The sequence below is a fragment of the Streptomyces sp. NPDC006643 genome, assembly GCF_042870175.1.
Lineage (GTDB): Bacteria > Actinomycetota > Actinomycetes > Streptomycetales > Streptomycetaceae > Streptomyces.
This window is the reverse complement of record NZ_JBIAHA010000036.1, coordinates 22,144-45,049: the sequence shown is the minus strand read 5'-3', so window position 1 is coordinate 45,049 and position 22,906 is coordinate 22,144. Positions and strand designations below refer to the sequence as shown.

Sequence of the window (22,906 nt, the reverse complement as noted above, 5' to 3'; positions counted from 1 at the left end):
GGGCGGCGCTCCGGCCCACCATCCCGTTCGACCCCGGAGGTCCCCTTGCAGCCCATTCCCGACAAGACATGCGTCTTCTGCGCCATCGCAGCCGGCACCGCCCCGGCTGTGATCGTCCGCGAATGGCCCGATGCTCTCGTGATCCGCCCGCGCAGCGGCGGAGTCACCGAAGGCCACGTCATGGTCCTGCCGCGCGTCCACGTCGACGACGCCAGCACCGACCCCGAAGTCACCGCCGCGGTGATGCGCCGCGCCGCCGAACTGATGGCTGAGCAGCCCGCCGCGAGCCTGATCACCAGCAAGGGCCGTGAGGCCACGCAGTCCGTCTTCCACCTGCACGTCCACGTCGTGCCCCGCCAGGCGGACGACCGCTTTCCGCTGCCCTCGACTCAGGGCAGAGACCGATTGCCATAAGACGGGTAGCCCACGCCCGGAGCACAAAGTCCCTCTACGTTCAGGCCAGAAGCAAGATCCGAACCATACTCGGCCCAACGTCACCCCGACCGCACCATCAAACGGCATCTCCGCTGGTCAGCGCCGGTGCGGCAGCCCAATCACCAGCAGTCGAAGAACCTGCCGGTGCTTTACACCAGTGCGAAGACGCAAGATCCCACTGGGACTTCTCTGGGACTTTCGTCGGCATAAACAGGCATGAAGGTGAAACACCAGAAAAGCCATCGCTGCTGGTCAGTACTCCTTGCCTGCTTATCGCAGCAGGTTACAGACCGAGCGGGCCTCTTCCGCTCGATCTGACTTGCTTTCACCCTCCGCGGCCTGGGCGCGGCCGGTCCTCGGTGGGACATCTCCTCACACCTGAGACGGACTGCGGCTTTACACATCGCCCCCATGTGGGTACTCGCTGTCAGTGGCGTGCGGCACGCTGTTTTCGTCGACACCCCTGTGTCGGCGAGTAGTTGGGGCGCTGCGGCGCAGAGCAGGAGAGTGCTGGCGATGGTGAACAGCTTGCTCTGGCACACGAAGTTCGGGCTTCTGGACCTTCGGGAGCCGGAACTCGGACGGCCGGACCTTCCAGGGCTGCGGGTTTTCCTGCTGGCCGACACCCGACGCCCCCTCAGCAAAAGAGGGTTGCAATGCGGTGACGTGTGCCGACAGCGCGGCTACGAAGAATGGATGCACGTCTACGAGCGCAACGGGCTGCTCATCGCCGCTCACCAGAAGACGTCTGCCGAGAAGCGTCACCATGCGAACGAGAGCCCGGAGCATCAGGCGTACAAGGAGCGCACGGTTCGCGTGGCCGTCGAGGCCGGCCACCGGGCCGAGACTGAAGTACGCACCCCCGATGGCAAGGTCCGCAGCGACGTACTGGTCTACGGGGCCGCGGCCAAACCCACCGCTTTCGAAATACAACGCACTCATGTCCGGGCCGCATCGGTCTGGCAGCGGAACAGGGCGGCTGCCGACCATGGCATCAGTGCCGCGTGGCACACCGATGATACGCAGATGTTCGAGCGCAACGAGGTCGCCTGGACGCGCACGGACAAGGACCTGCCCCCGAAGGCCATCCGTGACGGAAAGCATCTACTGATCCGCGGCGGATACCGACGGCTGGAGATGGAGAAGTGCGACGAACGCCGGGCCAGGCCGTGCCTGACCAAGCGGACCGGCAAGTGCGGTAAGTGGCATCCCGTCTCGCACCTGCGGCAGATCGCATACGACGACTTCGTGCGCGCCGTCGCTGCCAGCGAGATCGTCCAGGCCGGAGTCCGAGAGTTCCGGACCACGTTCCACTTCTGGACATCGACCGTCGAACTGAAGCAGTACGAGGACACCCTCGGGCGAACGGCCCGCTCCCTGGGCGCGGTCCGGCAACCACCGACATCCCTTTCCGTGGCGGACGCTGGCCCAACGTGCCGGAAACGCCCGATAAGCCGGTCGCGGATCGAGGTACGGACGGACCCCTGCCTGGACTGGAGCAGCCGAGACCACTGGTCCGAAACTCCGATGCCATGCCAGCACTGCGGCCGACCAAGCAACATGCTGGACGACCGAGGCAAGCCAACACACGAGGTGTGCGCAGAAAAACGATTGCCCGCGAACTGACACCAAGGATCGCAACACGACGGGATCAGTTCCGGAAACCGACTTCTTGGTGTGACGGTCCCCCTCTCCGGGCAGACCGAGGATCGCAACTGCCTGCATGAAACCGGAAAGGGCATCCATCAGGAGTGGGAGCCCTCTTGGGACTCCCGGCCCCACCAGCCGGTACGAACCTGAAATAGCTGAAAGGTCATTCACGCAGGCCAGCAGTGATCAGCCACTCATCGCGGCAAGCCACCGCGCTCGCTGGTCTCTTACCTGATATCTGACCAGCAGGACTCAATGGATCTGCGCTCAGTGTCGCCTAGCTGCGGCGCCCTATCGATATGCGCCACCCCGACAGAGCCCGACCCGCCCACCAGCTCACCCGACACACCATCAGAACGAGCGTCATTTCAGCGTCGAGATATCGCCCGTAACGCCCACACCGCACATAACGCGCACGCATAAGACTGCAGGTCAGAAGCTCTTCGCCGCCGGTTCGAGGATCGCCAGGCAGTCCACGTGGTGCGTCATCGAAAACAGGCAAAACCTCCGTTCGACCAACGCCGACTCGGCAGGAAATACGGGAGCATTCACGTTTCGCTTCCCGCGCGGTTTGGGCGGCACATCCTCCCCGGTGTCTGACCAAGCAGGCCGCCAGCACGGCTGCCAACGCGAACTCGTCCAGCATCGCGCCAACGACCGTACGGCACCCGACCTGATCATCATCTCGATGGCAGAACCTGATTACTCGTCAGTAAGGTCAGCAAAGGGTCAGCAAGTGTTTGATTAGACCTGGTCACAGGTGCCAACACCTGCGACCGCCGCCCACTCCGAGGGAACACCACCAGCAGGCAAAGTTGAGCCCCCTCGCCGGTCCGGTGAGGGGGCTCGGTGAAGGCCAGGCGGCGGGCCGTCGAAAGAATCGATCAGGTCGGGTCAGCGCACCCGGCCGCGTGGTTTCAGGGCCACCGGCGGGAGTTCGGGGGCCGGGAGGCGGGTGCCGTCATAGCCGGTGACCTCGCCGAAGCGGGTGGAGTTCATCCAGTCCTTGCGGGCCGCCTCGATCTCCTCGTGCGAGCGGCCGATGAAGTTCCACCACATCACGATCTCCTCCTCGAACGGCTCGCCGCCCAGCAGCATCAGGCCCGCCTCGGAGTCCGTGCGGATCGGGAGTTCCGTTCGGCCGCAGCCGAGGTAGAGCATCGAGCCCGCCGGGACCGGGACGCCGTCGACCTTCGCCTCGCCCGACATCGCCAGGACCGCGTACTCGAAGTCCGGGTCGAGGGGCAGTCGCGCGTCGGTGCCCGGGGTGAGGGACAGATCCGCGCCGACCAGAGGCGTGTACGTCGTGCCCGGGGAGGTGGTGCCGTCCAGGGTGCCCAGGATGACCGTGGCCGTCAGGCCCGGGGCCGTGACCACGGGGAGGTCCGCGTGGTGCTGGAAGTGCGGGGCCACGTCGCGGTGGGCGTCGGGGAGCGCGACCCACAGCTGGGCGCCGTGCAGCAGCCGGGCGTGGGGGCGGGGGCTCTCCTCGGAGTGGCTGATCGCGCGGCCCGAGGTCATCAGGCCCAGTTCCCGGGGGCGTACGGTCTGGAGGCTGCCCAGGCTGTCGCGGTGCAGGACCTCGCCGTCGTGGAGCCAGCTGACCGTCTGCAAGCCCATGTGCGGGTGGGGCGGGACCTGCATGCCGGGCTCGTCGGCGATGTCGTCGGGGCCGTAGTGGTCGACGAAGGCCCACGCGCCGACCATGCGTCGCCCGAGGTTGGGCAGCAGCCTGCGCACCTCCGTGGACTCGCCGAGCTTGACGTGTCGGGGGCTGAGGAGTTCACGCACCGGCTCGGCGACGACGAAGCCACGGCCGCCGCAGACGGAGAGCGTCGCCTGACGATCAAGATTGCTCATGGCGCCCAACCTAATCCCGTCCGGTGCCCCGCGGCAGCATCCACGCGATAACGGTCCAGGCGGTAGTGGAATGTTCAACGACCTCGGTGTGTTGTGCCGTCATGTAAGCAGTCGCCGGGCATCGCCGGGGAGCAAGGGAGGGCAAGTGAACAGCACCTACTACGACTTCGGAACCGCCGCCGAGCGCTGGGCGCGTGCTCAGCAGTTCTTCGACGCCCAGGAGTACGTCACGGCCGCCGGCATCCTCGACGGGCTCGTGGCCGAGGTCCCCGAGCAGGTCGGGCCGCGGCTGCTGCTCGCCCGTGCCTACTACCACTCCGCCCGGCTCCGCAAGGCGGAGACGGAACTGCTCGCCGTACTGGAGCGTGACCCCGTCGAGCAGTACGCGCGCCTCATGCTGGGCCGCACGCTGGAGCGGCAGGGGCGGGACGGCGAGGCCGCGCCGCATCTGCGGATGGCCGCCGCGCTCGCGGGCGACTTCCCCGCGACCGACAGCACCGACAACACCGGCGGCAGCGGCAACACCGGCAGCACCGTCTGAGGCGGCGTCCGGAGCGCGGCGTCTACAGCAGGGCGTCCAGCCGGCGTCGCGCCGGGGCGAGCGACCTGCCCCTGGTCGGAACATCGGACCAGGGGCGGGTGCGCGCCTGCTCCAGTACGTCTCCCACCGTCCAGCGCCGCGCCGTGACCGCCGGGTCCTTCACCTGGTCCCAGCTGATCGGCGTCGCGACCGGCGCGCCTTCCCTCGGACGTACGGAGAAGGGCGCGACGGCCGTCTGCGCGTACGCGTTGCGCTGCACGTCCAGATAGAGCCGCCCGGCGCGCGCGTCCGTGCGCTGCTCCGTGGTGAGCCGGTCCGGATCACGGGCGGCCAGCACCCGCGCCACATCCATGGCGAACGCCCGTACCTCGTCGAACGCGGTACGTCTGTCCAGCCGGACGATCACATGCAGCCCCTTGGACCCGGTCGTCATCGGCAGGGCGGGCAGGGCCAGTTCGTCCAGCAGCTCCCGGAGGAGCAGCGCGGCGGCGCGTACGGGCTCGAAGTCGTCCCGCGCCGGGTCGAGGTCGAACACCAGCCGGTCCGGGTGGTCCGGGCGGTCCGCCCGTGACAGCCAGCGGTGGAAGGTGACGGTCGCCTGGTCGGCGAGATACACGAGCGTCGCCGTGTCGTCGCAGACCGGGTGGGTGACGGTCCCGCCCTTCTTCGCCATCTCGGCCCGCCGCGCCCAGTCGGGATAGTTCCCCGGGATGTTCTTCTGCATGAAGCGGGGGCCGTCGAGTCCGTCCGGGTGTCTCTCCAACATCAGGGGTCTCCCCCGGAGTTCGGGCACCATGTGGCGGGCGACGGAGCGGTAGTACTCGACGAGATCCGCCTTCGTGAGGCCCGCCCCGGTGGAGCCGGGGAACAGGACCTTCCGCGGCCGGCGGATCCGTACGGTCCGACGACCGGCCCGTACGCTCCCCTCCTCCGCGCCGGCGGAGTCCGCGCCCATCGCGCTCACGCCTCCTCGGGGCCGCGCCGTTGCCCGTGGGTACGGGGACGGCGCGTCCCGCCCGGCCCCGCCGCCTGCCGGCCGCGCTGCGCGGGCACCCTGCGTCGTTCGTTGCGGCGCATCCGGCGCCGCTCGTCCTCGTCCGTACCGCCCCAGACTCCCGACGTACGGCCGGTGTCGAGCGCCCACGCCAGGCACTGGCGCTCCACCGGGCAGCTATGACACACCGCCTTGGCCCGTGCCACCTGCTCGGCGGCGGGGTCGGACTCCCCCACCGGGAAGAAGAGTTCGGGGTCGGCGCCCACGCAGGCCGCGTCCCGCAGCCATTCCCACGTGTCCGCGCCGTATTCCGTACGGCTCCGGTCCGTCGTTCCTGTCTGATCGATCTCTGCCCGCGCAGTCATTCAGTCCTCTCCCCGCACCACGTTCCAGTCCTGATCCACCGTCTCCTGGCGTTCCGCGCCGCCGTCTCTCGCCGCGCGCTCGCGCTCGCGTTCACGTTCGCGTGTCGTGACGCGCGCCGGCACGCACGTACGCAACTGGCCGTCGCGCGCGGTCGATCGGCCGCGCGTGCCTATCGGGCCTGGGCCTCGATCGGATTCCATCTCAATCTCCTTGTCTCCGCGCCTCCGTGGCGCGGGGTCTCACCGTGCGGGTACCCGACGTCTCCGCATGGAAAAGCGTTGCCTGCGCGGAACGGGCCGGCGGGGCGGGCTGGGACGGGCCGTTGATACGGCTCGGCGACCCGGCCCGCCGTGCGTGATGTGCTGTACGCCGTCAGGCCGAGGCGAGCGACGGCACGAACGCCGGCGCCAGGGTCAGGGCCGGCATCGGCTCCTTCGCCGCGGCGTCGGTCCCGCCCACCGGGACGACGGGCAGGCGCAGGACGTTCTGCGGCGCCTCGACGCTCCTGGTGAACCAGACGACCTTGCCCTCTTCCGTGCCACACGTGCCCCAGCTGTCGCTCAGCGACGCGAGACGGGCGAGCCCGCCGCCACCGGCCGAGGTGAGCGGGGGCAGCTCGGGACCGTTGTCCGAGACGGCGGCCGTGAGATACCGGCCGGTCCAGCGGATCTCGACCATGCACTTGTTGTCCGTACCGACATGCCGGTGGACGTTGGTGAGCAGTTCGTCGATGCCCGAGCAGACCGGGTCGACGTGCGGGTCGAGATTCCAGTGTCGAAGGTGTGCGGCGACGATGCGCCGTATCTGCGATACGCGCTCCGGAGAGGCGTGCAATTCCACCACGTAGTAACGGCCGCGTGGAATCGTCATGGTCGAGGCTCCTCACACACAGAGGCTCACCGTCTTCACCTCGTTGTTGCAACGACCCCCGAATACGAAGCGTGAGCATTTGCCACTTCTGGGTCACTGAAAAGACTGACCCGACGGAGCCGAATGCGCAACTTCTCGGATTGCCACCGATACGTACGGCTACCGCCGGGGGCACCGGACCCCGCAGGTCGGAGCAGGTCCGCGGCCCATCGGACGGTCCTGCGGGCGCGGCCCGGAGGCCGGCCGGAGCCGCTTGCGTCCGGCAGCCGTGTTCACCGTGGGTGATATCGGCGCCCGGTGCCAGGTGCGTAATCCTCAGGGGCGGCGCGTCTCCAGCCGCAGCTGCGCCTCCTGCTCCTGGTCGCCTGCGGCCGTACCCAGCACCTCGACGGCGAATGCCCCGGTCAGGGCCTCTTGGAGCCTGGCGACGGCCCAGTAGCCGCCCTGGAGGTCCGCCGTGACCGGCTTGGTCAGCCGGGCCGGGTCGGCCTTGGCCCGTACCTCCGACACGTCGAAGGTCGAGCTCCAGACCGTCGGGCGGGCGCCCGCCACTTCCTGCGGTCTGTCGTCGGACGCGCGGTCGGAGGCGAAGGCGGTGCGCAGCGCGCCGAACACGGCGTGCGCGTCCTCGGCCTCGCAGCCGCTGAGTTCCACCGTGACGTCGGCGTCGGCGCTGTGTGCCGGGGTGTGGTCGGGGGTGGACTTGTGGGTGCTTTTCACCGTGGGCTCCTCCGCTGGGAAGTGAACGCCGGGCCGGTCAGCCCGACGGTTCGTCGGGGACGGGCTGCTCGGGATGCACCCCGCCCGGGTGGGGACTGCCGCGCCGGCCCGCGCCCGCCTCGTCCGGGGCGTCGGGGACGTCGGGGCTCCCGGAGGCGTCCGGGGCTCCGGAGTCCTCGGATTCATCGGCGTCGTCGGAGTCGTCGGAGTCGCCGTCGGACGAGTCCAGCCCCTCGATGTCCACGTCCAGCGGATCGTCTCCGGGCCGGGCGTGCTGGTCGGGCAGATCCCTCGGGACGGCCGCGCCGTTGCCGCTGCCGGGGCCGCTGCCCTGGTCCTGGCCCTGGCCTTGGCCCTGGCCGTTGCCTTCCGAGTCCTCCGGATGTCGCTGGCTCACGTGATGATCCCTTTCGTCGCCGGGCTCTCGCCGGGTCCTCGCCGCTTACCCACTCACCGAGCGGGAAAGCGGGCGGTCCGGTCCGGTCGTCGGTCGGTCAGCTGTTCGCAGCGGTCCGTGGTCAGCTGTTCGCAGCGGTCCGTCAGTCGTCGTCAGAGGTCCGTCAGTCGCCCTCAGCGGTCTCAGTGGCCCACCGGTCCTCACCGCTCCTCACTCGTTCCTCAGCGGTCCGTCAAGGTGAAGAGCCCGCCGTCGGGGTCCCGCAGTGTGACCTGCTCCCCACCTTCGTACGCCGTCTCCTCCGCCGCGACCACGGCGCCGCCCCGTTCCTCGGCCGCCTCGACCGCCGCTCGCACGGCCTTCACGCCGTCCACGGGGAACGACACGTGCCAGCGTGGCCGCAGATGCGGGTTGACCGCCGCCTCGACGCCGCCGCTGCTTATGCGCGCCACGACATGCCCGGAGCCGTGTCCCGTACGGAGCACGACGTGGTCCTCCTCGTAGCTGACGTCGATGCCGCCGAGCCCGTCGTCGGCCCAGTGCAGCACCTCGCCGTAGAAGATCGCCGAGGCGATGGCGTCGTACGTGCGCAGCTCCAGCCGGAAGGGCGGTGAGCCGGATTTGACCGTGGCGTCGGGCAGCGGCTCGCCTTCCCAGAAGCCGAAGACGGCCCCGTCCCGGTCGGCGGCGAGGGCCGCCCGGCCCATCTCGAAGGCCAGCGGGCCCACGGCGACCGTGGCGCTGCGCTCCCGGATCCGGGAGGCCGTGGCGTTCACGTCGCTCACCACGAAGTACGGCGTCCAGGCCACCGCCACCTGGAGGGCGGGCGCCAGCGCCCCGATGCTCGCGACCGGTACGCCGCCCGTCTCCGCCACGACGAACTGGTCGTCGAGGCCGGCCGGGCGGAAGGTCCAGCCCAGTACGGCTCCGTAGAAGTTCCGCGTGTCGTCCAGGTCGCGGGCCAGCAGGCTCGCCCAGCACGGGGCCCCGAACGCAGGATGCCTCGCCGCCATGGCCGCTCGCCTCACTCCGGTCGTGCCAGTGGATGCCCCCGCGCTCCCCTCCGCTCCTGACGACTGTGCCAGCAGAGCACGCGGCCCGCATGTCGCCCGGGGCGAGGCGGCGCGAACGGGCTGCCGGGGACCGGGGACGGCGCCCGGCGCGTGGTGGCAGACTGGCCGCCGATCCATCGAACGGAGCCTGCTCGTGCCCATGATCCGTCGCCTTCGCCGGGCGGTGCGGCGCGTCTACCGCAGCACTGTCGACCTCAGCCACCCGGCCCGGTCGCCTCTCGGCAGCGCGGTGGTGAACTGTGTGATCTACGAGAACGGGATACGTCAGCCGGGCGACTGCCCCGTCGACGAAGCCGTGCGACGGGTCCGGAGGTCCGGCAGGGGCTTCGTATGGATCGGTCTGCACGAGCCCGACGCGTCCGAGCTCAAGGGCCTCGCCGAGCTGTTCGGGCTCCATCCGCTGGCTGTCGAGGACGCCGTGCACGCGCATCAGCGGCCGAAGGTCGAGAGTTACGACGGGGCGCTGTTCGCGGTCTTCAAGACCTGCCGCTATGTCGAGCACGAGGCGCTCACCGCCACCAGCGAAGTGGTGGACACGGGCGAGCTGATGGTCTTCACGGGGGCCGACTTCGTCATCACGATCCGGCATGGCAGGCACGGTTCGCTCGGTCCGCTGAGGGAACGGCTGGAGGCCGCGCCCGAGCGGCTGGCGATGGGGACCTCGTCCGTACTGCACGCGATCGCGGACCAGGTCGTCGACGACTCCCTCGCCGTGGCGGACGCCGTCCAGGACGACATCGATCATGTCGAGACCGCCGTCTTCAACGAGGCGGCGGGCCGGGCGGGCAAGGGCGACGCCGGACGCATCTACCAGCTCAAGCGGGAACTGCTGGAGCTGAAGCGGGCCGTGGCGCCGCTGGACCGGCCGCTCGACATGCTCGCCAACCGGACGTTGCCGGCCGTCACTCCCCAGGTGCGCCCGTACTTCCGTGACGTCGCCGATCATCTGGCCCGGCTCACCGAACAGATAGCGGCCTTCGACAATCTGCTGGACTCGATCCTCCAGGCCCATCTCGCGCAGGTGACCGTCGCGCAGAACGAGGACATGCGCAAGATCACCGCGTGGGCCGCGATCATCGCGGTGCCGACGATGGTCTGCGGGATCTACGGGATGAACTTCGAGCACATGCCCGGTCTGGGGTGGACGTACGGCTATCCGACGGTCGTCGGCGTCATGGCGGCGGCGTGCTACGTCCTCCACCGCAGCTTCCGCCGCAACGGCTGGCTGTAGCGGGTACCGCGCGGCCGTAGCCCCGTACGCCCCGCGCCCGCCCACCACTCATCAGCACCCACGTCCGGGACTGTCGGCACTATCATTTCGAATGTATGTGCGATCCACTCTGAGTACGGTGTACGCTAGCTGCTCGCCGAGAAGCACGAGGAGCAGTCCGTGAACATCCCAGCCGCCGACAGTCACCACGTGATCAAGGTCCGCGGAGCCCGCGAGAACAACCTGAGGGAGGTCTCGCTGGACATCCCCAAGCGCCGGCTCACGGTCTTCACCGGCGTCTCGGGATCCGGCAAGTCCTCGCTCGTCTTCGGCACCATCGCCGCCGAGTCCCAGCGCCTGATCAACGAGACGTACAGCGCCTTCGTCCAGGGCTTCATGCCGAGCATGGGCCGGCCGGACGTCGACTCGCTGCACAATCTGAGCGCGGCGATCGTCGTGGACCAGGAGCGGATGGGCGCCAACTCCCGTTCCACGGTGGGGACGGCGACCGACGCGTACACCATGCTGCGGATCATCTACAGCCGGCTCGGCACCCCGCACATCGGGACCTCGACCGCCTTCAGCTTCAACGCCGCCGAGGGCATGTGCGCCGAGTGCGAGGGCGTCGGTCAGGTCTCGACGATAGACATCGACCAGCTCGTCAACCGCGAACTCTCCCTGAACGAGGGCGCGATCACCGTCCCCGGCTTCCAGATCGACGCCTGGTACTGGCAGATCATGGTCGCCTCGGGCTTCTACGACCCGGACAAGAAGCTCAAGGACTTCACGCCCGAGGAGTGGGAGGTCTTCCTCCACAAGACCGCGACCAAGGTCAAGGTCGGCTCCAACAACATGACGTACGAGGGCCTCATCACCAAGCTCAACCGTACGATCCTGGTCAAGGACCGGGACTCGATGCAGTCCCATGTCAGGGCCTTCGTGGACCGGGCCGTGGTCTTCGCCGAGTGCCCGTCCTGCGGCGGCAGCCGGCTGAGCGCCGCCGCGCTGTCCTCGAAGATCGACGGCGTGAACATCGCCGAGTGTTCGGCGATGCAGATCAGCGATCTGGCCGAGTACGTACGGAAGATCGACGATCCGGGCGTGGCTCCGCTGCTCGGCAATCTGCGGGATCTGCTGGAGTCGCTGGTCGAGATCGGACTGGGCTATCTGAGCCTGGACCGCGCTTCGTCCTCCCTCTCCGGCGGTGAGGCGCAGCGCGTGAAGATGGTGCGGCATCTGGGCTCCAGCCTCACCGACGCCACGTACATCTTCGACGAGCCCACCATCGGGCTGCACCCGCACGACATCCGGCGGATGAACGACCTGCTGCTACGGCTGCGGGACAAGGGCAACACGGTGCTGGTCGTGGAGCACAAGCCCGAGGTCATCGCGATAGCCGATCATGTGGTGGATCTGGGTCCCGGCGCGGGTACGGCGGGCGGGCAGATCTGCTACACGGGCGACGTGGCGGGGCTGCGCGCGTCGGGCACCCTGACCGGGCGGCACCTCGAACACCGGGCGGGGCTGCGGGAGTCGGTGCGTGAGCCGCGTGGGCAGCTGTCCATCGAGGGCGCCGATCTGCACAATCTGAAGAACGTGAGCGTCGACATCCCGACCGGTGTGCTGAGCGTGATCACCGGGGTGGCGGGGTCGGGCAAGTCGTCGCTGATCCACGGCTATCTCTCCGGCCGGGACGGGGTGGTGGTGGCGGACCAGTCACCGATCCGGGGTTCGCGGCGGAGCAACCCGGCGACGTACACAGGGCTGTTGAGCCCGATCCGTACCGCGTTCGCCAAGGCCAACGGTGTCAAGGCGGCGCTGTTCAGCGCGAATTCGGAGGGCGCCTGCCCCAACTGCAACGGGCTCGGGCTGGTTTACACCGACCTCGCGATGATGGCGGGCGTCGCCTCGGTGTGCGAGAAGTGCGAGGGCAAGCGGTTCACCCCCGAGGTGCTCACCTACCAGCTGAACGGCAAGAACATCAGCGAGGTGCTCTCGATGTCGGTCGCGGAGGCGTACGACTACTTCCCCGGCGGGCAGGCGCACGCGATCCTCGGCCGGCTCACGGATGTGGGGCTGAGCTATCTGCGGCTCGGCCAGCCCTTGAACACCCTGTCGGGCGGTGAGCGGCAGCGGCTGAAGCTGGCGATCCAGATGGCGGAGAAGTCCTCCGTCTACATCCTGGACGAGCCGACGACCGGACTGCACATGGCGGACGTGGACAAGCTGCTGGCGCTGCTCGACCGGCTGGTGGACGCGGGCAACACGGTGATCGTGATCGAGCACCACCAGGCGGTGATGGCCCACGCGGACTGGCTGGTGGACCTGGGGCCGGGCGGTGGGCACGACGGCGGGCAGGTCGTCTTCACGGGTACGCCGGCGGATCTGGTGGCGCACTCGGACACGGTCACGGCCCGCCATCTGCGGGAGTACGTCGGTACCCAGCCGTAGTCCCGGGGCGGTACGGGGAGCCCGGCGGACGGTACGTCGGAGCCCGGCGGACGATGCGTGGGCCCGGCGGACGGTGCGTGGGAGCGGCACCGCCCGCGTATATCCGCTGGGCCCGTCCCACCCCACCGGGCACAATCGCGGTCATGCCACTCACCGTCGACCGTCTGCTCGCCGCGCTCGAACCGCTGTCGTACCCGGACCGCCTCAAGCACCTTGCCCGCACTGTCCGTTCACTGCCGACGGCTGACGAACTGCCTGCCCTGGTAGCCGAGTTGGCGGGCCGTGGCACCTACGAGCGACGGCTCGCGGCGTTCGCCGCGCTGGTCGGCCGGCAGCTGGACTTCCTGGCCGATGGGCTGACCGACCGGGACCCGGTGGTCCGGGCGTACGCGCTGCGGGCCGCTCGCACGCTCCCGCTGCCGGATGCCGCGATCGAGGCGGCGTACGAGGACGCTTCGGCCGACGCCAGGCAGCGGCTGGGCGAGGTGGTGCTGGCGAGCGGGCGTACGGCACTGGCCGAGCGCCTGGTCCCGAGGCTGCGCGAGCGGTGGGGTGACCGCACGGCGGCCAAGCTGCTGCCGGTCTGTTCGGCGCAGTTCGTCGCGGCGGCGCTGCCCGAGCTCTCCTACGCCGTCGAGTCCTGGACCAAGCTCGGCCTCAACTTCCCCGATCAGGTCCTCGACCATGTGGAGAGGGATCTGGCGGACCGCCCGCGCGCCGAACGCGACGCCGCCTGGCACCGCTGGGCGGAGGGGGTGGCCGCGGCCGTCTCCGTCCGCGCCGAGCGGGTGCTGTCGATGCTGGAGCGGCACGGGCCCGAGCCGCTTCCGGCAGCGCTCGTGCAGCGGCTGAACGAGCTGGTGACCGTCGACGCGGAGCGCACCGTACGGCTGCTGCTGCCACGGGACCGGAGTAGGTCGTCGCATCCGGCGCAGCCGTCGGTGTCCGTCCTGCGGCGGCTCGTCCACGCCGACCCTCCTTCGCTGCCGGCGCTCGGCCGCCACTGGGCCGACCGCATACCCTTCCTCCTCTTCGATCTGCTCAAGGCGCTGCCGCCGCACCGCCGGAGTGATTTCTTCGACCTGGTGACGGAGGGCGTCGAGGCCGACGTCCGCGACGTGCTGCCGGTGCTCGCCCTGCTGCCGCGCGAGCGCCGCTGGGCGGAGGCCCGCCGGTGGGCGGCCCGGCGCCGCGAGACGGGCCGGTCCTGGTACGAGATCCTGGAACTGGTCGCGTACGGCCCGGTCGACGAGGCACGGACCGAGCTGCTCGCGGGGACCCGGCGCCCGAACGCGGCCGACCGCGCACTCGCCTGGCCGCTGCTCGTCGCCAACGCCGCGCGCTCCCGCGACCGGACGGCCGTGCACGAGACGCTGACCGAGCTGCTTCGGCTGCGCAACGAACAGGATCCGGTACGCGGCGCCGCGCTGCGCGCGCTCGCCGATGTGCACCCCGGCCTGTTCACGGCCGAGTGCGCGGGGACGCTGGACCGCGTCCTGCGGGACGCCCTGGAGGCGCGGGACATCTCCCACACCACCACGGAGGCCGTCAGGAAGCTGGCGACGGCCCTGCTCCGCGAGCACGCGGTGGGCGGCGAACAGGCCCTGGTGGATTGGTCGTTGAGCGCCCTGGAACGGATCGCCGCCCATGTCGGCGTGGGCCGGCTCGGCGCGCTCGACCGTACGCTGCGACGCGGCCAGGAGCACCAGGTGCTCGACGCGCTGCGCCCGTGGCTGGACGCGGTGGCGGAGAAGGGCGACTATCAGCCGCTGTTCACGCTCACGGCCTCGCTCGGCAGGCGTGCCCACCGGATGCCCGTCCTCCAGGGGCTGCTCGAAGACGCCCTGAGGCACGGCGACGACAGCGCGTTCACGACGGCGGCGGCCCACTGGCTCCGGCCGACGTCCGGCCGGGGCGAGCGGGTGGCCAGGATCCTGGAGCTCGAACCGTCGGCGGCCGTACTCGCCCCGGTGGAACGGGTTCTGACGACCCGTCGGACCGATCTGCTGGACGTGGTGCTCGGCGGGCCGCCGCCGTACGGCCGCTTCCTCAGACGCGGTACGCGTCAGCCGCTGCCTGATCTCCGTCACGCCGAACGCTGGTCGCCGCGCCAGCAGGCGGCGGCGGGCGCCATGGCCGCGGCGGCGGCCGGCGACGAGTCGCAGCCGCTCCACCGGCGCGCCGCCGCGATCCGGGCCGCCGCGACGGTCCCGGGGTACGGGCGTGCGCTCGGGCTGCGGTACGCCGGCTCCCCGGAGGTGGTGCTGGCCGAGGCCGCGCTCGGCGCGCTCGTATGGGCCGACGATCCGCAGGACTCGCTCCCGGTGCTGCTGGGCCAGGCCGGGGGCGACCGCGCCCGGGTGGCCGTGTACGCCGCGTCCCGCGCGGCGCGGTTCGTCGCGCCGTCCCAACTCGCCGAGCGGCTGGAGGCGTTGCTCACCGCCGAGGAGGGCGTGAAGGTGACGAGCCGCAAGGAGGCGGTACGGCTGGCGGCCACCCTCCTGCCACTCCCCCGCGCGGCGGCGCTGCTCTCGGCGGCCTTCCACGCGCCGGCCCGGCACCCCGACGTACAGGCGACGGTCGTGGCCTTCTCGACCGAGCTGCTCGCCGAGGAGCAGACCTGGTCCGTCCTCAGGGCGGCCACACAGGGCGCGCCCCAGGTGCTTCAGGCGGTCGTACGGACACCGGCCCGGTCCTTGCCGGAGGCTCACCGGCGCCGGTACGCCCGCCTGGTGGGTGAGGTGTCCCGGTCGGCGGACCTGGAGCCGGCGGCGGCGGGGCTGCGGGCGCTCCTCCAGTGGGTGCGGTACGCGCCGGAGGTGGTGGAGGGGCTGTCCGAGCGGGTCACCGACCTCGGCGAGGGGGACGGGGCACGCGCCGTCTGGCGGCACGCCACCACGACGATCGTCAATCTGGCCGTCTCCGGGCTGCCGCATCCCGTCGGCGGGGCCGCGCCGGGGAGCCTGCTGCACGGCACACTGGCGGCGCTGCTCCCGGCGATCGCCGCCGGCGAGCCCGGCACCGCGCCGGACAGGGATCTGCCGTCCCGGCAGCGGTTGCTCGCGCTGCTGGGCCCTCTGCTCAACCGGCCGAAGCCGGAGGCCCGTCCGGTGCTGTCGGCCGTGGCCACCCAACTGGCCGACGAGCCGTCGCTCGCCCGGGCCCGCGCCGACGTGCTCCGCGCGCTCGTCGACCTGAACGCCGATCTGCCCGAACTCACCACGCGCCTGAGGGACTTGGCGGCCAACGCACACGGCCGCCCGGCCTTGGCGGCGGCAACGGCGGACCAACTGCGCGACAGCCTCGCCCGCCACCCCCTGCCGTCGGCCCCGGCGACGACCCTGACCGCCGCCACCGACCTGGCGCACACGGGCGACCCCGCCACCGGCCTCCTGTCCGTCGCCCTGATCACCCTCATGGGCCCCCGCCTCAGCTGGCCACCCGCCTGGCGCACGCTCCTGCGGGCACTGCGGGACCATCCGTCGGCGGATGTCCGGGACGCGGCGCTGGGGGTGATCATCCCGGCGGAGTGAGCGGGGGGAGGCGTGCCGCGAGGGCGCGGCAGGGCGCGGCCGTCGTCCCCGCGCCGTGCGGGGACGACGGCCGGCCACCGGAGCCGGCCGCTAGCCCGCCCGTCCACGGCCTCGCCTCATCGGCTCGGTCCGTCGAGAGCGGGGCCGGCACGTAGGTGGCGGCACCGTCGGTGGCGTCAAGCAGCCCGGCCCGGCGAGCGCGCCCCCCTCCAGCCGCCGCTACCCCCGGTACGTCTCCAGCAGCCGCAGCCAGACCTCGCTGATCGTCGGGTACGACGGGACCGCGTGCCACAGGCGGCTGATCGGGACCTCGCCCGCCACCGCCACCGTCGCCGAGTGGAGCAGTTCGCCGACCCCCGGGCCCACGAACGTCACGCCCCGCAGGATCTCGCTGTCCAGGTCCACGATCATCCGGGCGTGGCCCTGGTAGCCCTCCGCGTACAGGCTCGCACCCGCGACGTTCTCGATGGCGTAGTCGACCGCGCGGACCCGGTGGCCCGCCGCCTCGGCCTCCGCCAGGGTGAGGCCGACCGACGCCGCCTCCGGGTCGGTGAAGACGACCTGCGGGACCGCGTCGTGGTCGGCCGTCGCCGCGTGGGCGCCCCAGCGGTCGGTCTCCAGCAGGGGTACGTGCTGCGCCCTGGCGCCGATCGCCGCGCCCGCGATGCGGGCCTGGTACTTGCCCTGGTGGGTGAGGAGAGCGCGGTGGTTGACGTCGCCGACCGCGTAGAGCCAGTCGCTGCCCGTCACCCGGCAGCTGTCGTCGACCGTCAGCCAGGAGCCCGCCTTCAGTCCGACGGTGTCCAGGCCGATGTCCTCGGTGCGTGGTGCCCGGCCGGTCGCGAAAAGGATCTCGTCCGCCTCGATCCGCTCGCCGTTGTCGAGGACCGCCGTGACCGGTCCGCTGCCGCCGTCGCGCTCGACGGACGCGACCGAGACGCCCGTACGTACGGAGGCGCCCGCCTCGGTCAGCGACTCGGTGATCCGTTCCCCCACGAAGGGCTCCATACGGGGCAGCAGCCCCTCGCCCCGTACCAGCAGGGTGACCTGCGCGCCGAAGCCGCAGTAGGCCGTGGCCATCTCGACGCCGACCACGCCGCCGCCCACGACCACGAGCCGGTCCGGCACGCTCGGGGAGCTGGTGGCCTCGCGGCTCGTCCAGGGCTTGGCGCCCGCCAGGCCCGGCAGGTCGGGCACGACGGCGCTGGTGCCGGTGCAGACGGCGACGGCGTGGCGGGCCGTGAGGACCTGTACGGGGCCCTCGGCGCCGGTGACGGTCACCCGCTTCTTGCCGTCGAGCCGGCCTTGGCCCCGGTACAGGACGGCGCCGATGGAGTCGAGCCAGGCGACCTGGCCGTCGTCGTTCCAGTGCGAGGTGTATTCGTCGCGGTGCGCGAGGACGGCCGGCATGTCGAGCGGGCCCTGGACGGACCGGCTCAGGCCCGGCACGCGGCGTGCCTCCGCACGGGCGATGACCGGGCGCAGCAGCGCCTTGCTGGGCATGCACGCCCAGTAGGAGCACTCGCCGCCGACCAGTTCGCTCTCGACGACTGCGGCGCTCAGTCCGGCGGCCCTGACCCGCTCGGCGACGTTCTCCCCGACCGGTCCCGCTCCCAGCACCACAACGTCGTACTCAATGGCTTCCGTCATGAGGACAGTCTCGTGCGGCGCCCGCCGCATGGCCACACGATCTTCGGGAATGGGCGAGGAATACGGCGGTGGCGACCACCGTTGTTGGAGGCGGCTTCATCCGGAGAGAACAGGAAGAGGTATCAGGTCATGGCCACTGTGGAACTCACCAAGGAGAACTTCGACCGGACGGTGTCGGAGAACGACTTCATCCTGATCGACTTCTGGGCTTCCTGGTGCGGTCCGTGCCGTCAGTTCGCCCCGGTGTACGAGAAGGCGTCCGAGCGCCACGACGACCTGGTCTTCGCGAAGGTCGACACGGAGGCGCAGCAGGAGCTGGCAGCGGCGTTCGAGATCCGTTCCATCCCGACGCTGATGATCGTCCGGGACAACGTCGCGGTCTTCGCCCAGCCCGGTGCGCTGCCCGAGACGGCTCTGGAGGACGTGATCGGACAGGCGCGCGCGCTCGACATGGACGAGGTCCGCAAGTCGGTCGCGGAGGCGGAGGCAGCCGCGAAGACGCCGGGCGAGAGCGCCTGAGGCACCCCCGTCCGGCCGGCGGATGCGCGGGCCGACGGGGCAGGGTCTCCCCGTGGGCGGGAATGGGGCCGTGCCAAGATCGACCGTTGCTCCCCGGGGCGCCCGGAAGGCATGCTGGGTACCGGCCGGGGGGCGCGTACCGCACGGGGCACGGAGTCTCGCCACCCTTGGCTCCGTCCACCCGATACGAGCCCCCGACGGAGAGATTCGCGCGTGACATCTGACCCGAGCGCTGCGCAGGCACACCATCGTGGGCGGGAGGCCGGTCAGGACGATCGGACGGCGCTTCGGCGCGAGCCGCGTCGAACGGCTCAAGCGGCGGCCGGGACCGTCGAGGAGTACCCGGTGTCCGGTCGCGACAGCGGCCCGTACGCGATCACCACCGGCCCGGACGGTGCGCTGTGGTTCACCATGGTGCACAGCGGCAGGATCGGTCGGCTCGTCCCCGGGGAGGAGCCGACGAACTGTCCGGTCGCCCCGGACAGCGGTCCGACGGTCATCACCAACGGGCCGGACGGCGCACTGTGGTTCACCGAGTACCGGGCGCACCGGATCGGCCGGATCACGACGGCCGGTGAGGTGACGGAGTTCGCGCCGCCGACCGCGGAGTGCGGTCCCTTCGGTATCGCGGCGGGTCCGGACGGCGCGCTGTGGTTCACCGAGACCGCCGCCGACCGCGTCGGCCGAATCACCACCGACGGAACGGTCACCGAGTACGCGCTGCCGCGCACCGGCGCGTTCCCCTCCGCGATCTGCGCGGCCGGGGACGCGATGTGGTTCACGATGAACCAGGCCAACGCCATCGGCCGTATCGGCATGGACGGCCGCGTCACGGTCCAGGAGCTGCCCACCGAGGCGGCGGCACCGGTCGGCATCGCCGCGGGCCCGGACGGGAGCGTCTGGTTCACCGAGATCGCGGCAGGTCAGATCGGTCGCAGAACGCCCGACGGCCGGATCACCGAGTACCCGCTGCCCGACCGGTCGGCCAAGCCGCACGCCGTCACCACCGATGCCGACGGCACGGCCTGGTTCACCGAGTGGGGCGGCAACCGTGTTGGCTCCATCACCTCCGACGGCACGGTCACCCTCCACGATCTGCCCACCCCCGGCTCCGAGCCGCACGGCATCACCGTGGGCCCCGACGGCGCCCTGTGGGCGGCCCTGGAGACAGGCGCACTGGCCCGCGTCGAACCGGCCGCCCTCCGCCCGGACCACCGGCGCACCTGACCCGTACGACGTCCCGGGTCCGAACCCCGCGCCCCTTCACAGGAGTTGACTTGACCCTGGCATCGGTGAGCTACCGACCTCTGACCGGCCCCGAGGAGATCGGTCTCTTCTGCCGGCTCTCCTACGTCCTCGACCATGAACTGGCCGACGACTTCGCCGCCGGCTGCCGCCGCCCCGAGTGGACCTGGGTGGCGCTGGGCGGCGACCGTCTCCTCGCCCGGCTCGCCTGGTGGACGACCCCGGGCGGTGATGTCCCGCTCCAGTTCGACTTCTTCGACGTCGACGACACGCTGCCCCGGGCCGACCGCGACGAGATCGGCCTGCGGCTGTTCAGGACGGCGACGGCGGCCGTCTTCCCGGCGGGCGCGAAGCTGCCCGAGTACGGCCGCTTCGTCCCGCCCGACTGGCGCGAGGACCCCGCGGCCCGCGAGGTGGTCGAATCCCGTACGCGCGTGCTGGAGAGCACCGGCGCACGGCTGCTGGTCGAACGGCTACGGCTCCAGTGGACCCCGCCGTCCCCGCTCCCGGAGCCGGAGTCGAAGTCCGGGTCGGACTCGGAGTCCGAAGGGCGTCTCGTCTTCCGGCCGGTGGCCGACCGCGCGGACCTGCTCGCCCTGATGACCCCGGTCATGGAGGGCACCCTCGACGCCCACGGCCAGGCGGACCTGGCATCCGGGCTGAGCCCGCGCGAGGCGGCGGAACGGCACTACGACGGCGAGTTCGCCAAGTTCAAGAGCCCGCACGAGTGGTGGCGTATCGCCGAACTCGCCGACGGTGGCGGTCCGGTGGGGTTCGTGATCCCGGCCCGGAACAACTACCACCCGATCATCGCGTACATCGGTGTCCTGCCCGCACATCGCGGCCACGGCCACATCGACGAGATCCTCGCCGAGGGCACCCGCGTCCTGGCCGCCGAGGGTGTCGACCGGATCAGGGCATCGACGGACCTCGGCAACGTCCCCATGGCGAAGTCCTTCGCCCGCGCCGGATACGTCAACTTCGAACGCTCCCTCAACCTGGTCTGGGACTGACCCCACCCGCCAGGAGAGCCGGGGGCCCGCCGTCAGACCGGCGTCGGACCGCCCTCAGACCGCCGTCGGGGCGTCCGGGGCGTCCGGGGCGTCCGGGGTGTCGGGAGTCTCGGGGGCGTCGATGACGCGCGCCGACAGGCCGTAGTCCACCTCGTAGTCGTCGATCAGCAGGCCTTCGACGGTACGGGTCTCCGGGTCGATGTCCGCGATCATGCCGCCGCCCACGTAGCGCGGATAGCCGGATTCGCCGATCTCTCCGGTCACCTCGACCACGGCCGAGCGCAGCGCGGTCGCCGCGTCCGGCGGGCCGGGGTGGTCGGCGGTGTGTTCCGGTACCAGCAGGATCTCGAAGCGCCGCGGGTAGGGGTGCCAGTGAGTGCTCATGCTGGTGACGGTAGACAAGGGGCGGACCGCGCGCATGTCGTCCCCGTGTCACCGCCTCTCCGCGCCTCCCGGCGTGGGAGGGGGCTCGCGGGCAGCGGCGGCGGGCGGTCAGGTCGACTCGCGCCGTACGGCCAGCGCGCCCATCACGTCGTGGCGCTCCGGTTCCCCGCCCGGATCGCGGACCACCCGGTCGACCAGTGCCGCCAGCCGACGGCCGGTGACGAGGTCGATCCGCACGGTGGAGAGCCGGGGCCGCAGGAGCCTGCCGAGCAGCAGGTTGTCGGCGCCGATGACCGCCGTCGCGCCGGGGATGTCGATGCCCGCGTCCTGGAGCGCCCTCATGAGGAGCATGGCGTACTCGTCGTTGTAGGCGTAGACGGCGTCCAGGCCGAGGCCGTCCCAGCGGGCGGCGAGCCGGGCGGCCGACTCCTCGGTGTACGCCAGCGGCAGCGGCTCCACGCGGGCGCCGCCGGAGTGCGCCGAGGCCGCGGCCCGCGCGCCCGCGAGCCGGGGTTCCGAGAACAGCTCCAGCCCGGGTTCCTCGGGCAGTACGACGCCGATCCGGCGGCGACCCCGCTCCAGCAGGTGGTCCACGGCCCGGCGGCCGATCTCACTCTGGTCGAGCACCAGGGCGTGCGCGCCCTCGACCTCCCGCGGGCCGAGTGTGATGACGGCCTTCGCGCCGGAGCGCTTGAGTATCTCCACTCCGTGGGGGGTGAGGGCGATCTCGCCGAGGGAGACGACGGCGACCGGGCGCAGTTCGGCCCAGGCGCGCGCCGCCTCGTCGCCGTCGAGGCCGAGGCTGCCGTACTGGACGACGGTGTAGTCCAGGCGCCTCAGCGCCCACTGGAGGTCGTTGAGGAAGCTGCCGTAGAGGGGGCCGACGGGGACGTGGGCGGTGGGGAGCAGGACAATCCTGGTGTGTCCCGCGCGCAGGCTGCGCGCGGCGGCGTGGGGGACGTACGCCAACTCCTCGGCGGCCTCACGGACCTTGCGGCGGGTGGGCTCGCTGATCCGTACGGCGGAGGTGTTGTTGAGTACGTAACTGACGGTGGCGCGCGAGACTCCGGCCAGCCGGGCGACATCGGCGCTGGTGGGGACGGGACGTTCGGCGGGGCGTCCGGGACGGGGCGGGGAGGGTGGTTCAGGTAACTGGCTCATCGCCCCCCGCATCTTTCCAGACGCGTCGTCGCCGGCTTCCGGGGCCCGTCGCCCGAACTCACCTTCGTACGAAAGGGATTGCCTTGCGACTGCACACCCACACCTGGGGCGAGGGCGACCGCGTCGCGCTCCTGATCCACGGCATCATGGCCGACCACCGGACCTGGCGGCGCGTGGGGCCCGCGCTGGCCGCGCGGGGACTGCGCGTGATCGCCGTCGATCTGCGCGGTCACGGTGCCAGCGGCCAAGGGCCTTACGCACCGCAGGACTTCGCCGACGATCTGGTGGAGACACTGCCCGCAGGGGCGGAGGTGGCGATCGGTCACTCGCTGGGCGGGATGGCGCTCGCCCTCGCGGTGGAGCGGCTGGCGCCGCGCCGCGCGGTCTACTGCGATCCGGCGTGGCACCTGCCGGGCCCGGCGGAGGGCGCCACCGAGAGCACCGGACCCGCCACGCTCGCGGCGGCCAAGACCCTGACGCGCGAGGAGATATCCGCGCTCAATCCCCGCTGGGACGAGCTGGATGTGGACCTTGAGGTGGCCGGTCTCGCCGTGTGGGACGAGACGACCGCGTACGGCATCGCTCCGGCGTTCGGCACGGATCTGCGGCCGGTCACGCCGGTGGTGCCGTCGCTGGTGACCACCGCCGATCCGAGCCCCATGGTCTCGCCCGCCGACGCGGCGGAACTGCGGTCGCGCGGCTTCGAGGTCCGTACGGTCGAGGGCGCGGGGCACACGGCGCACCGCGACGACTTCGACGCGTTCATGGCCTCGTTGGAGGGGTGGGTCTGAGATAGAGCCAGGGGTGGATCTGAGGGCGGGGATCCGACGGGCG

Annotated in this window: 21 protein-coding genes; 10 read left to right on the top strand and 11 right to left on the bottom strand. The window is 71.2% G+C overall.

What is annotated here, in order from left to right; translation table 11 throughout:
- Positions 1–45: 45 nt before the first annotated feature.
- The gene (locus tag ACFYNU_RS35670) at positions 46–414 is read left to right on the top strand and encodes an HIT family protein (RefSeq protein WP_356592357.1); all 369 of its coding nucleotides are present in this window, start codon (positions 46–48) and stop codon (positions 412–414) included.
- Between the two features lie 537 nt (positions 415–951).
- Entirely contained in the window at positions 952–2,061 is a 1,110-nt protein-coding gene (locus ACFYNU_RS35665) for a hypothetical protein (protein WP_356592359.1), read from the top strand.
- Positions 2,062–2,979: 918 nt separating this feature from the next.
- Here the strand turns inward: ACFYNU_RS35665 and ACFYNU_RS35660 are convergent.
- Positions 2,980–3,945, bottom strand: a complete 966-nt coding sequence (locus ACFYNU_RS35660) for a pirin family protein (RefSeq protein ID WP_356592361.1) — start codon at positions 3,943–3,945, stop codon at positions 2,980–2,982.
- A 145-nt stretch (positions 3,946–4,090) separates the two neighbouring features.
- On the opposite strand from ACFYNU_RS35660, the gene ACFYNU_RS35655 reads away from it, so the two are divergent.
- Entirely contained in the window at positions 4,091–4,486 is a 396-nt protein-coding gene (locus tag ACFYNU_RS35655) for a tetratricopeptide repeat protein (RefSeq protein ID WP_356592363.1), read from the top strand.
- A 22-nt stretch (positions 4,487–4,508) separates the two neighbouring features.
- Here the strand turns inward: ACFYNU_RS35655 and ligD are convergent, their stop codons facing one another.
- The 7 genes from ligD to ACFYNU_RS35620 all read right to left on the bottom strand — a co-directional run bounded on the left by ligD (position 4,509) and on the right by ACFYNU_RS35620 (position 8,846).
- Positions 4,509–5,441, bottom strand: coding sequence for a non-homologous end-joining DNA ligase (ligD, locus tag ACFYNU_RS35650; RefSeq protein ID WP_356592521.1), 933 nt, complete (start codon positions 5,439–5,441; stop codon positions 4,509–4,511).
- Between the two features lie 5 nt (positions 5,442–5,446).
- Complete coding sequence (locus tag ACFYNU_RS35645) at positions 5,447–5,845, bottom strand: WhiB family transcriptional regulator (RefSeq protein ID WP_388768453.1); 399 nt, start codon at positions 5,843–5,845, stop codon at positions 5,447–5,449.
- The gene (locus ACFYNU_RS35640; RefSeq protein WP_356592365.1) at positions 5,846–6,046 is read right to left on the bottom strand and encodes a hypothetical protein; all 201 of its coding nucleotides are present in this window, start codon (positions 6,044–6,046) and stop codon (positions 5,846–5,848) included.
- Between the two features lie 172 nt (positions 6,047–6,218).
- On the bottom strand, positions 6,219–6,716 hold the full coding sequence (locus ACFYNU_RS35635; RefSeq protein WP_356592367.1) for an ATP-binding protein: 498 nt from the start codon (positions 6,714–6,716) through the stop codon (positions 6,219–6,221).
- Between the two features lie 315 nt (positions 6,717–7,031).
- A complete protein-coding gene (locus tag ACFYNU_RS35630) occupies positions 7,032–7,436 on the bottom strand; it encodes a hypothetical protein (RefSeq protein WP_356592369.1) in 405 nt (134 codons plus the stop codon).
- Positions 7,437–7,473: 37 nt separating this feature from the next.
- Entirely contained in the window at positions 7,474–7,833 is a 360-nt protein-coding gene (locus ACFYNU_RS35625; RefSeq protein ID WP_356592371.1) for a hypothetical protein, read from the bottom strand.
- A 221-nt stretch (positions 7,834–8,054) separates the two neighbouring features.
- Complete coding sequence (locus ACFYNU_RS35620) at positions 8,055–8,846, bottom strand: VOC family protein (RefSeq protein WP_356592373.1); 792 nt, start codon at positions 8,844–8,846, stop codon at positions 8,055–8,057.
- A 199-nt stretch (positions 8,847–9,045) separates the two neighbouring features.
- Here ACFYNU_RS35620 and ACFYNU_RS35615 point away from each other — a divergent pair, with 199 nt between their 5' ends.
- From ACFYNU_RS35615 to ACFYNU_RS35605, 3 genes are all read left to right on the top strand, one after another.
- Positions 9,046–10,137 carry a magnesium and cobalt transport protein CorA gene (locus ACFYNU_RS35615; RefSeq protein ID WP_356592375.1) on the top strand — a complete coding sequence of 364 codons (1,092 nt, stop codon included), beginning with the start codon at positions 9,046–9,048 and terminating at the stop codon, positions 10,135–10,137.
- 159 nt (positions 10,138–10,296) lie between these two features.
- Positions 10,297–12,567, top strand: coding sequence for an excinuclease ABC subunit UvrA (locus ACFYNU_RS35610; RefSeq protein ID WP_356592377.1), 2,271 nt, complete (start codon positions 10,297–10,299; stop codon positions 12,565–12,567).
- Between the two features lie 143 nt (positions 12,568–12,710).
- Positions 12,711–16,100, top strand: coding sequence for a hypothetical protein (locus ACFYNU_RS35605; RefSeq protein WP_356592379.1), 3,390 nt, complete (start codon positions 12,711–12,713; stop codon positions 16,098–16,100).
- A gap of 219 nt (positions 16,101–16,319) precedes the next feature.
- On the opposite strand, the gene ACFYNU_RS35600 is transcribed toward ACFYNU_RS35605, so the two are convergent.
- A complete protein-coding gene (locus ACFYNU_RS35600; RefSeq protein ID WP_356592381.1) occupies positions 16,320–17,750 on the bottom strand; it encodes an NAD(P)/FAD-dependent oxidoreductase in 1,431 nt (476 codons plus the stop codon).
- A 129-nt stretch (positions 17,751–17,879) separates the two neighbouring features.
- On the opposite strand from ACFYNU_RS35600, the gene trxA reads away from it, so the two are divergent.
- The 3 genes from trxA to ACFYNU_RS35585 all read left to right on the top strand — a co-directional run bounded on the left by trxA (position 17,880) and on the right by ACFYNU_RS35585 (position 20,527).
- Positions 17,880–18,269 (top strand): thioredoxin, encoded by a 390-nt coding sequence (trxA, locus tag ACFYNU_RS35595; RefSeq protein ID WP_388768449.1) that lies wholly within the window; start codon positions 17,880–17,882, stop codon positions 18,267–18,269.
- A 345-nt stretch (positions 18,270–18,614) separates the two neighbouring features.
- Positions 18,615–19,496 carry a virginiamycin B lyase gene (locus ACFYNU_RS35590; protein WP_356592385.1) on the top strand — a complete coding sequence of 294 codons (882 nt, stop codon included), beginning with the start codon at positions 18,615–18,617 and terminating at the stop codon, positions 19,494–19,496.
- Between the two features lie 65 nt (positions 19,497–19,561).
- Positions 19,562–20,527, top strand: a complete 966-nt coding sequence (locus tag ACFYNU_RS35585; protein WP_356592387.1) for a GNAT family N-acetyltransferase — start codon at positions 19,562–19,564, stop codon at positions 20,525–20,527.
- A gap of 54 nt (positions 20,528–20,581) precedes the next feature.
- Here the strand turns inward: ACFYNU_RS35585 and ACFYNU_RS35580 are convergent, their stop codons facing one another.
- Both ACFYNU_RS35580 and ACFYNU_RS35575 read right to left on the bottom strand, forming a co-directional pair.
- Positions 20,582–20,911 (bottom strand): hypothetical protein, encoded by a 330-nt coding sequence (locus ACFYNU_RS35580; RefSeq protein ID WP_356592389.1) that lies wholly within the window; start codon positions 20,909–20,911, stop codon positions 20,582–20,584.
- Positions 20,912–21,019: 108 nt separating this feature from the next.
- On the bottom strand, positions 21,020–22,072 hold the full coding sequence (locus ACFYNU_RS35575; protein ID WP_356592391.1) for a LacI family DNA-binding transcriptional regulator: 1,053 nt from the start codon (positions 22,070–22,072) through the stop codon (positions 21,020–21,022).
- Positions 22,073–22,155: 83 nt separating this feature from the next.
- Between ACFYNU_RS35575 and ACFYNU_RS35570 the strand changes: the two genes are divergently transcribed.
- Complete coding sequence (locus ACFYNU_RS35570; protein WP_356592393.1) at positions 22,156–22,863, top strand: alpha/beta hydrolase; 708 nt, start codon at positions 22,156–22,158, stop codon at positions 22,861–22,863.
- Positions 22,864–22,906 lie beyond the last annotated feature (43 nt).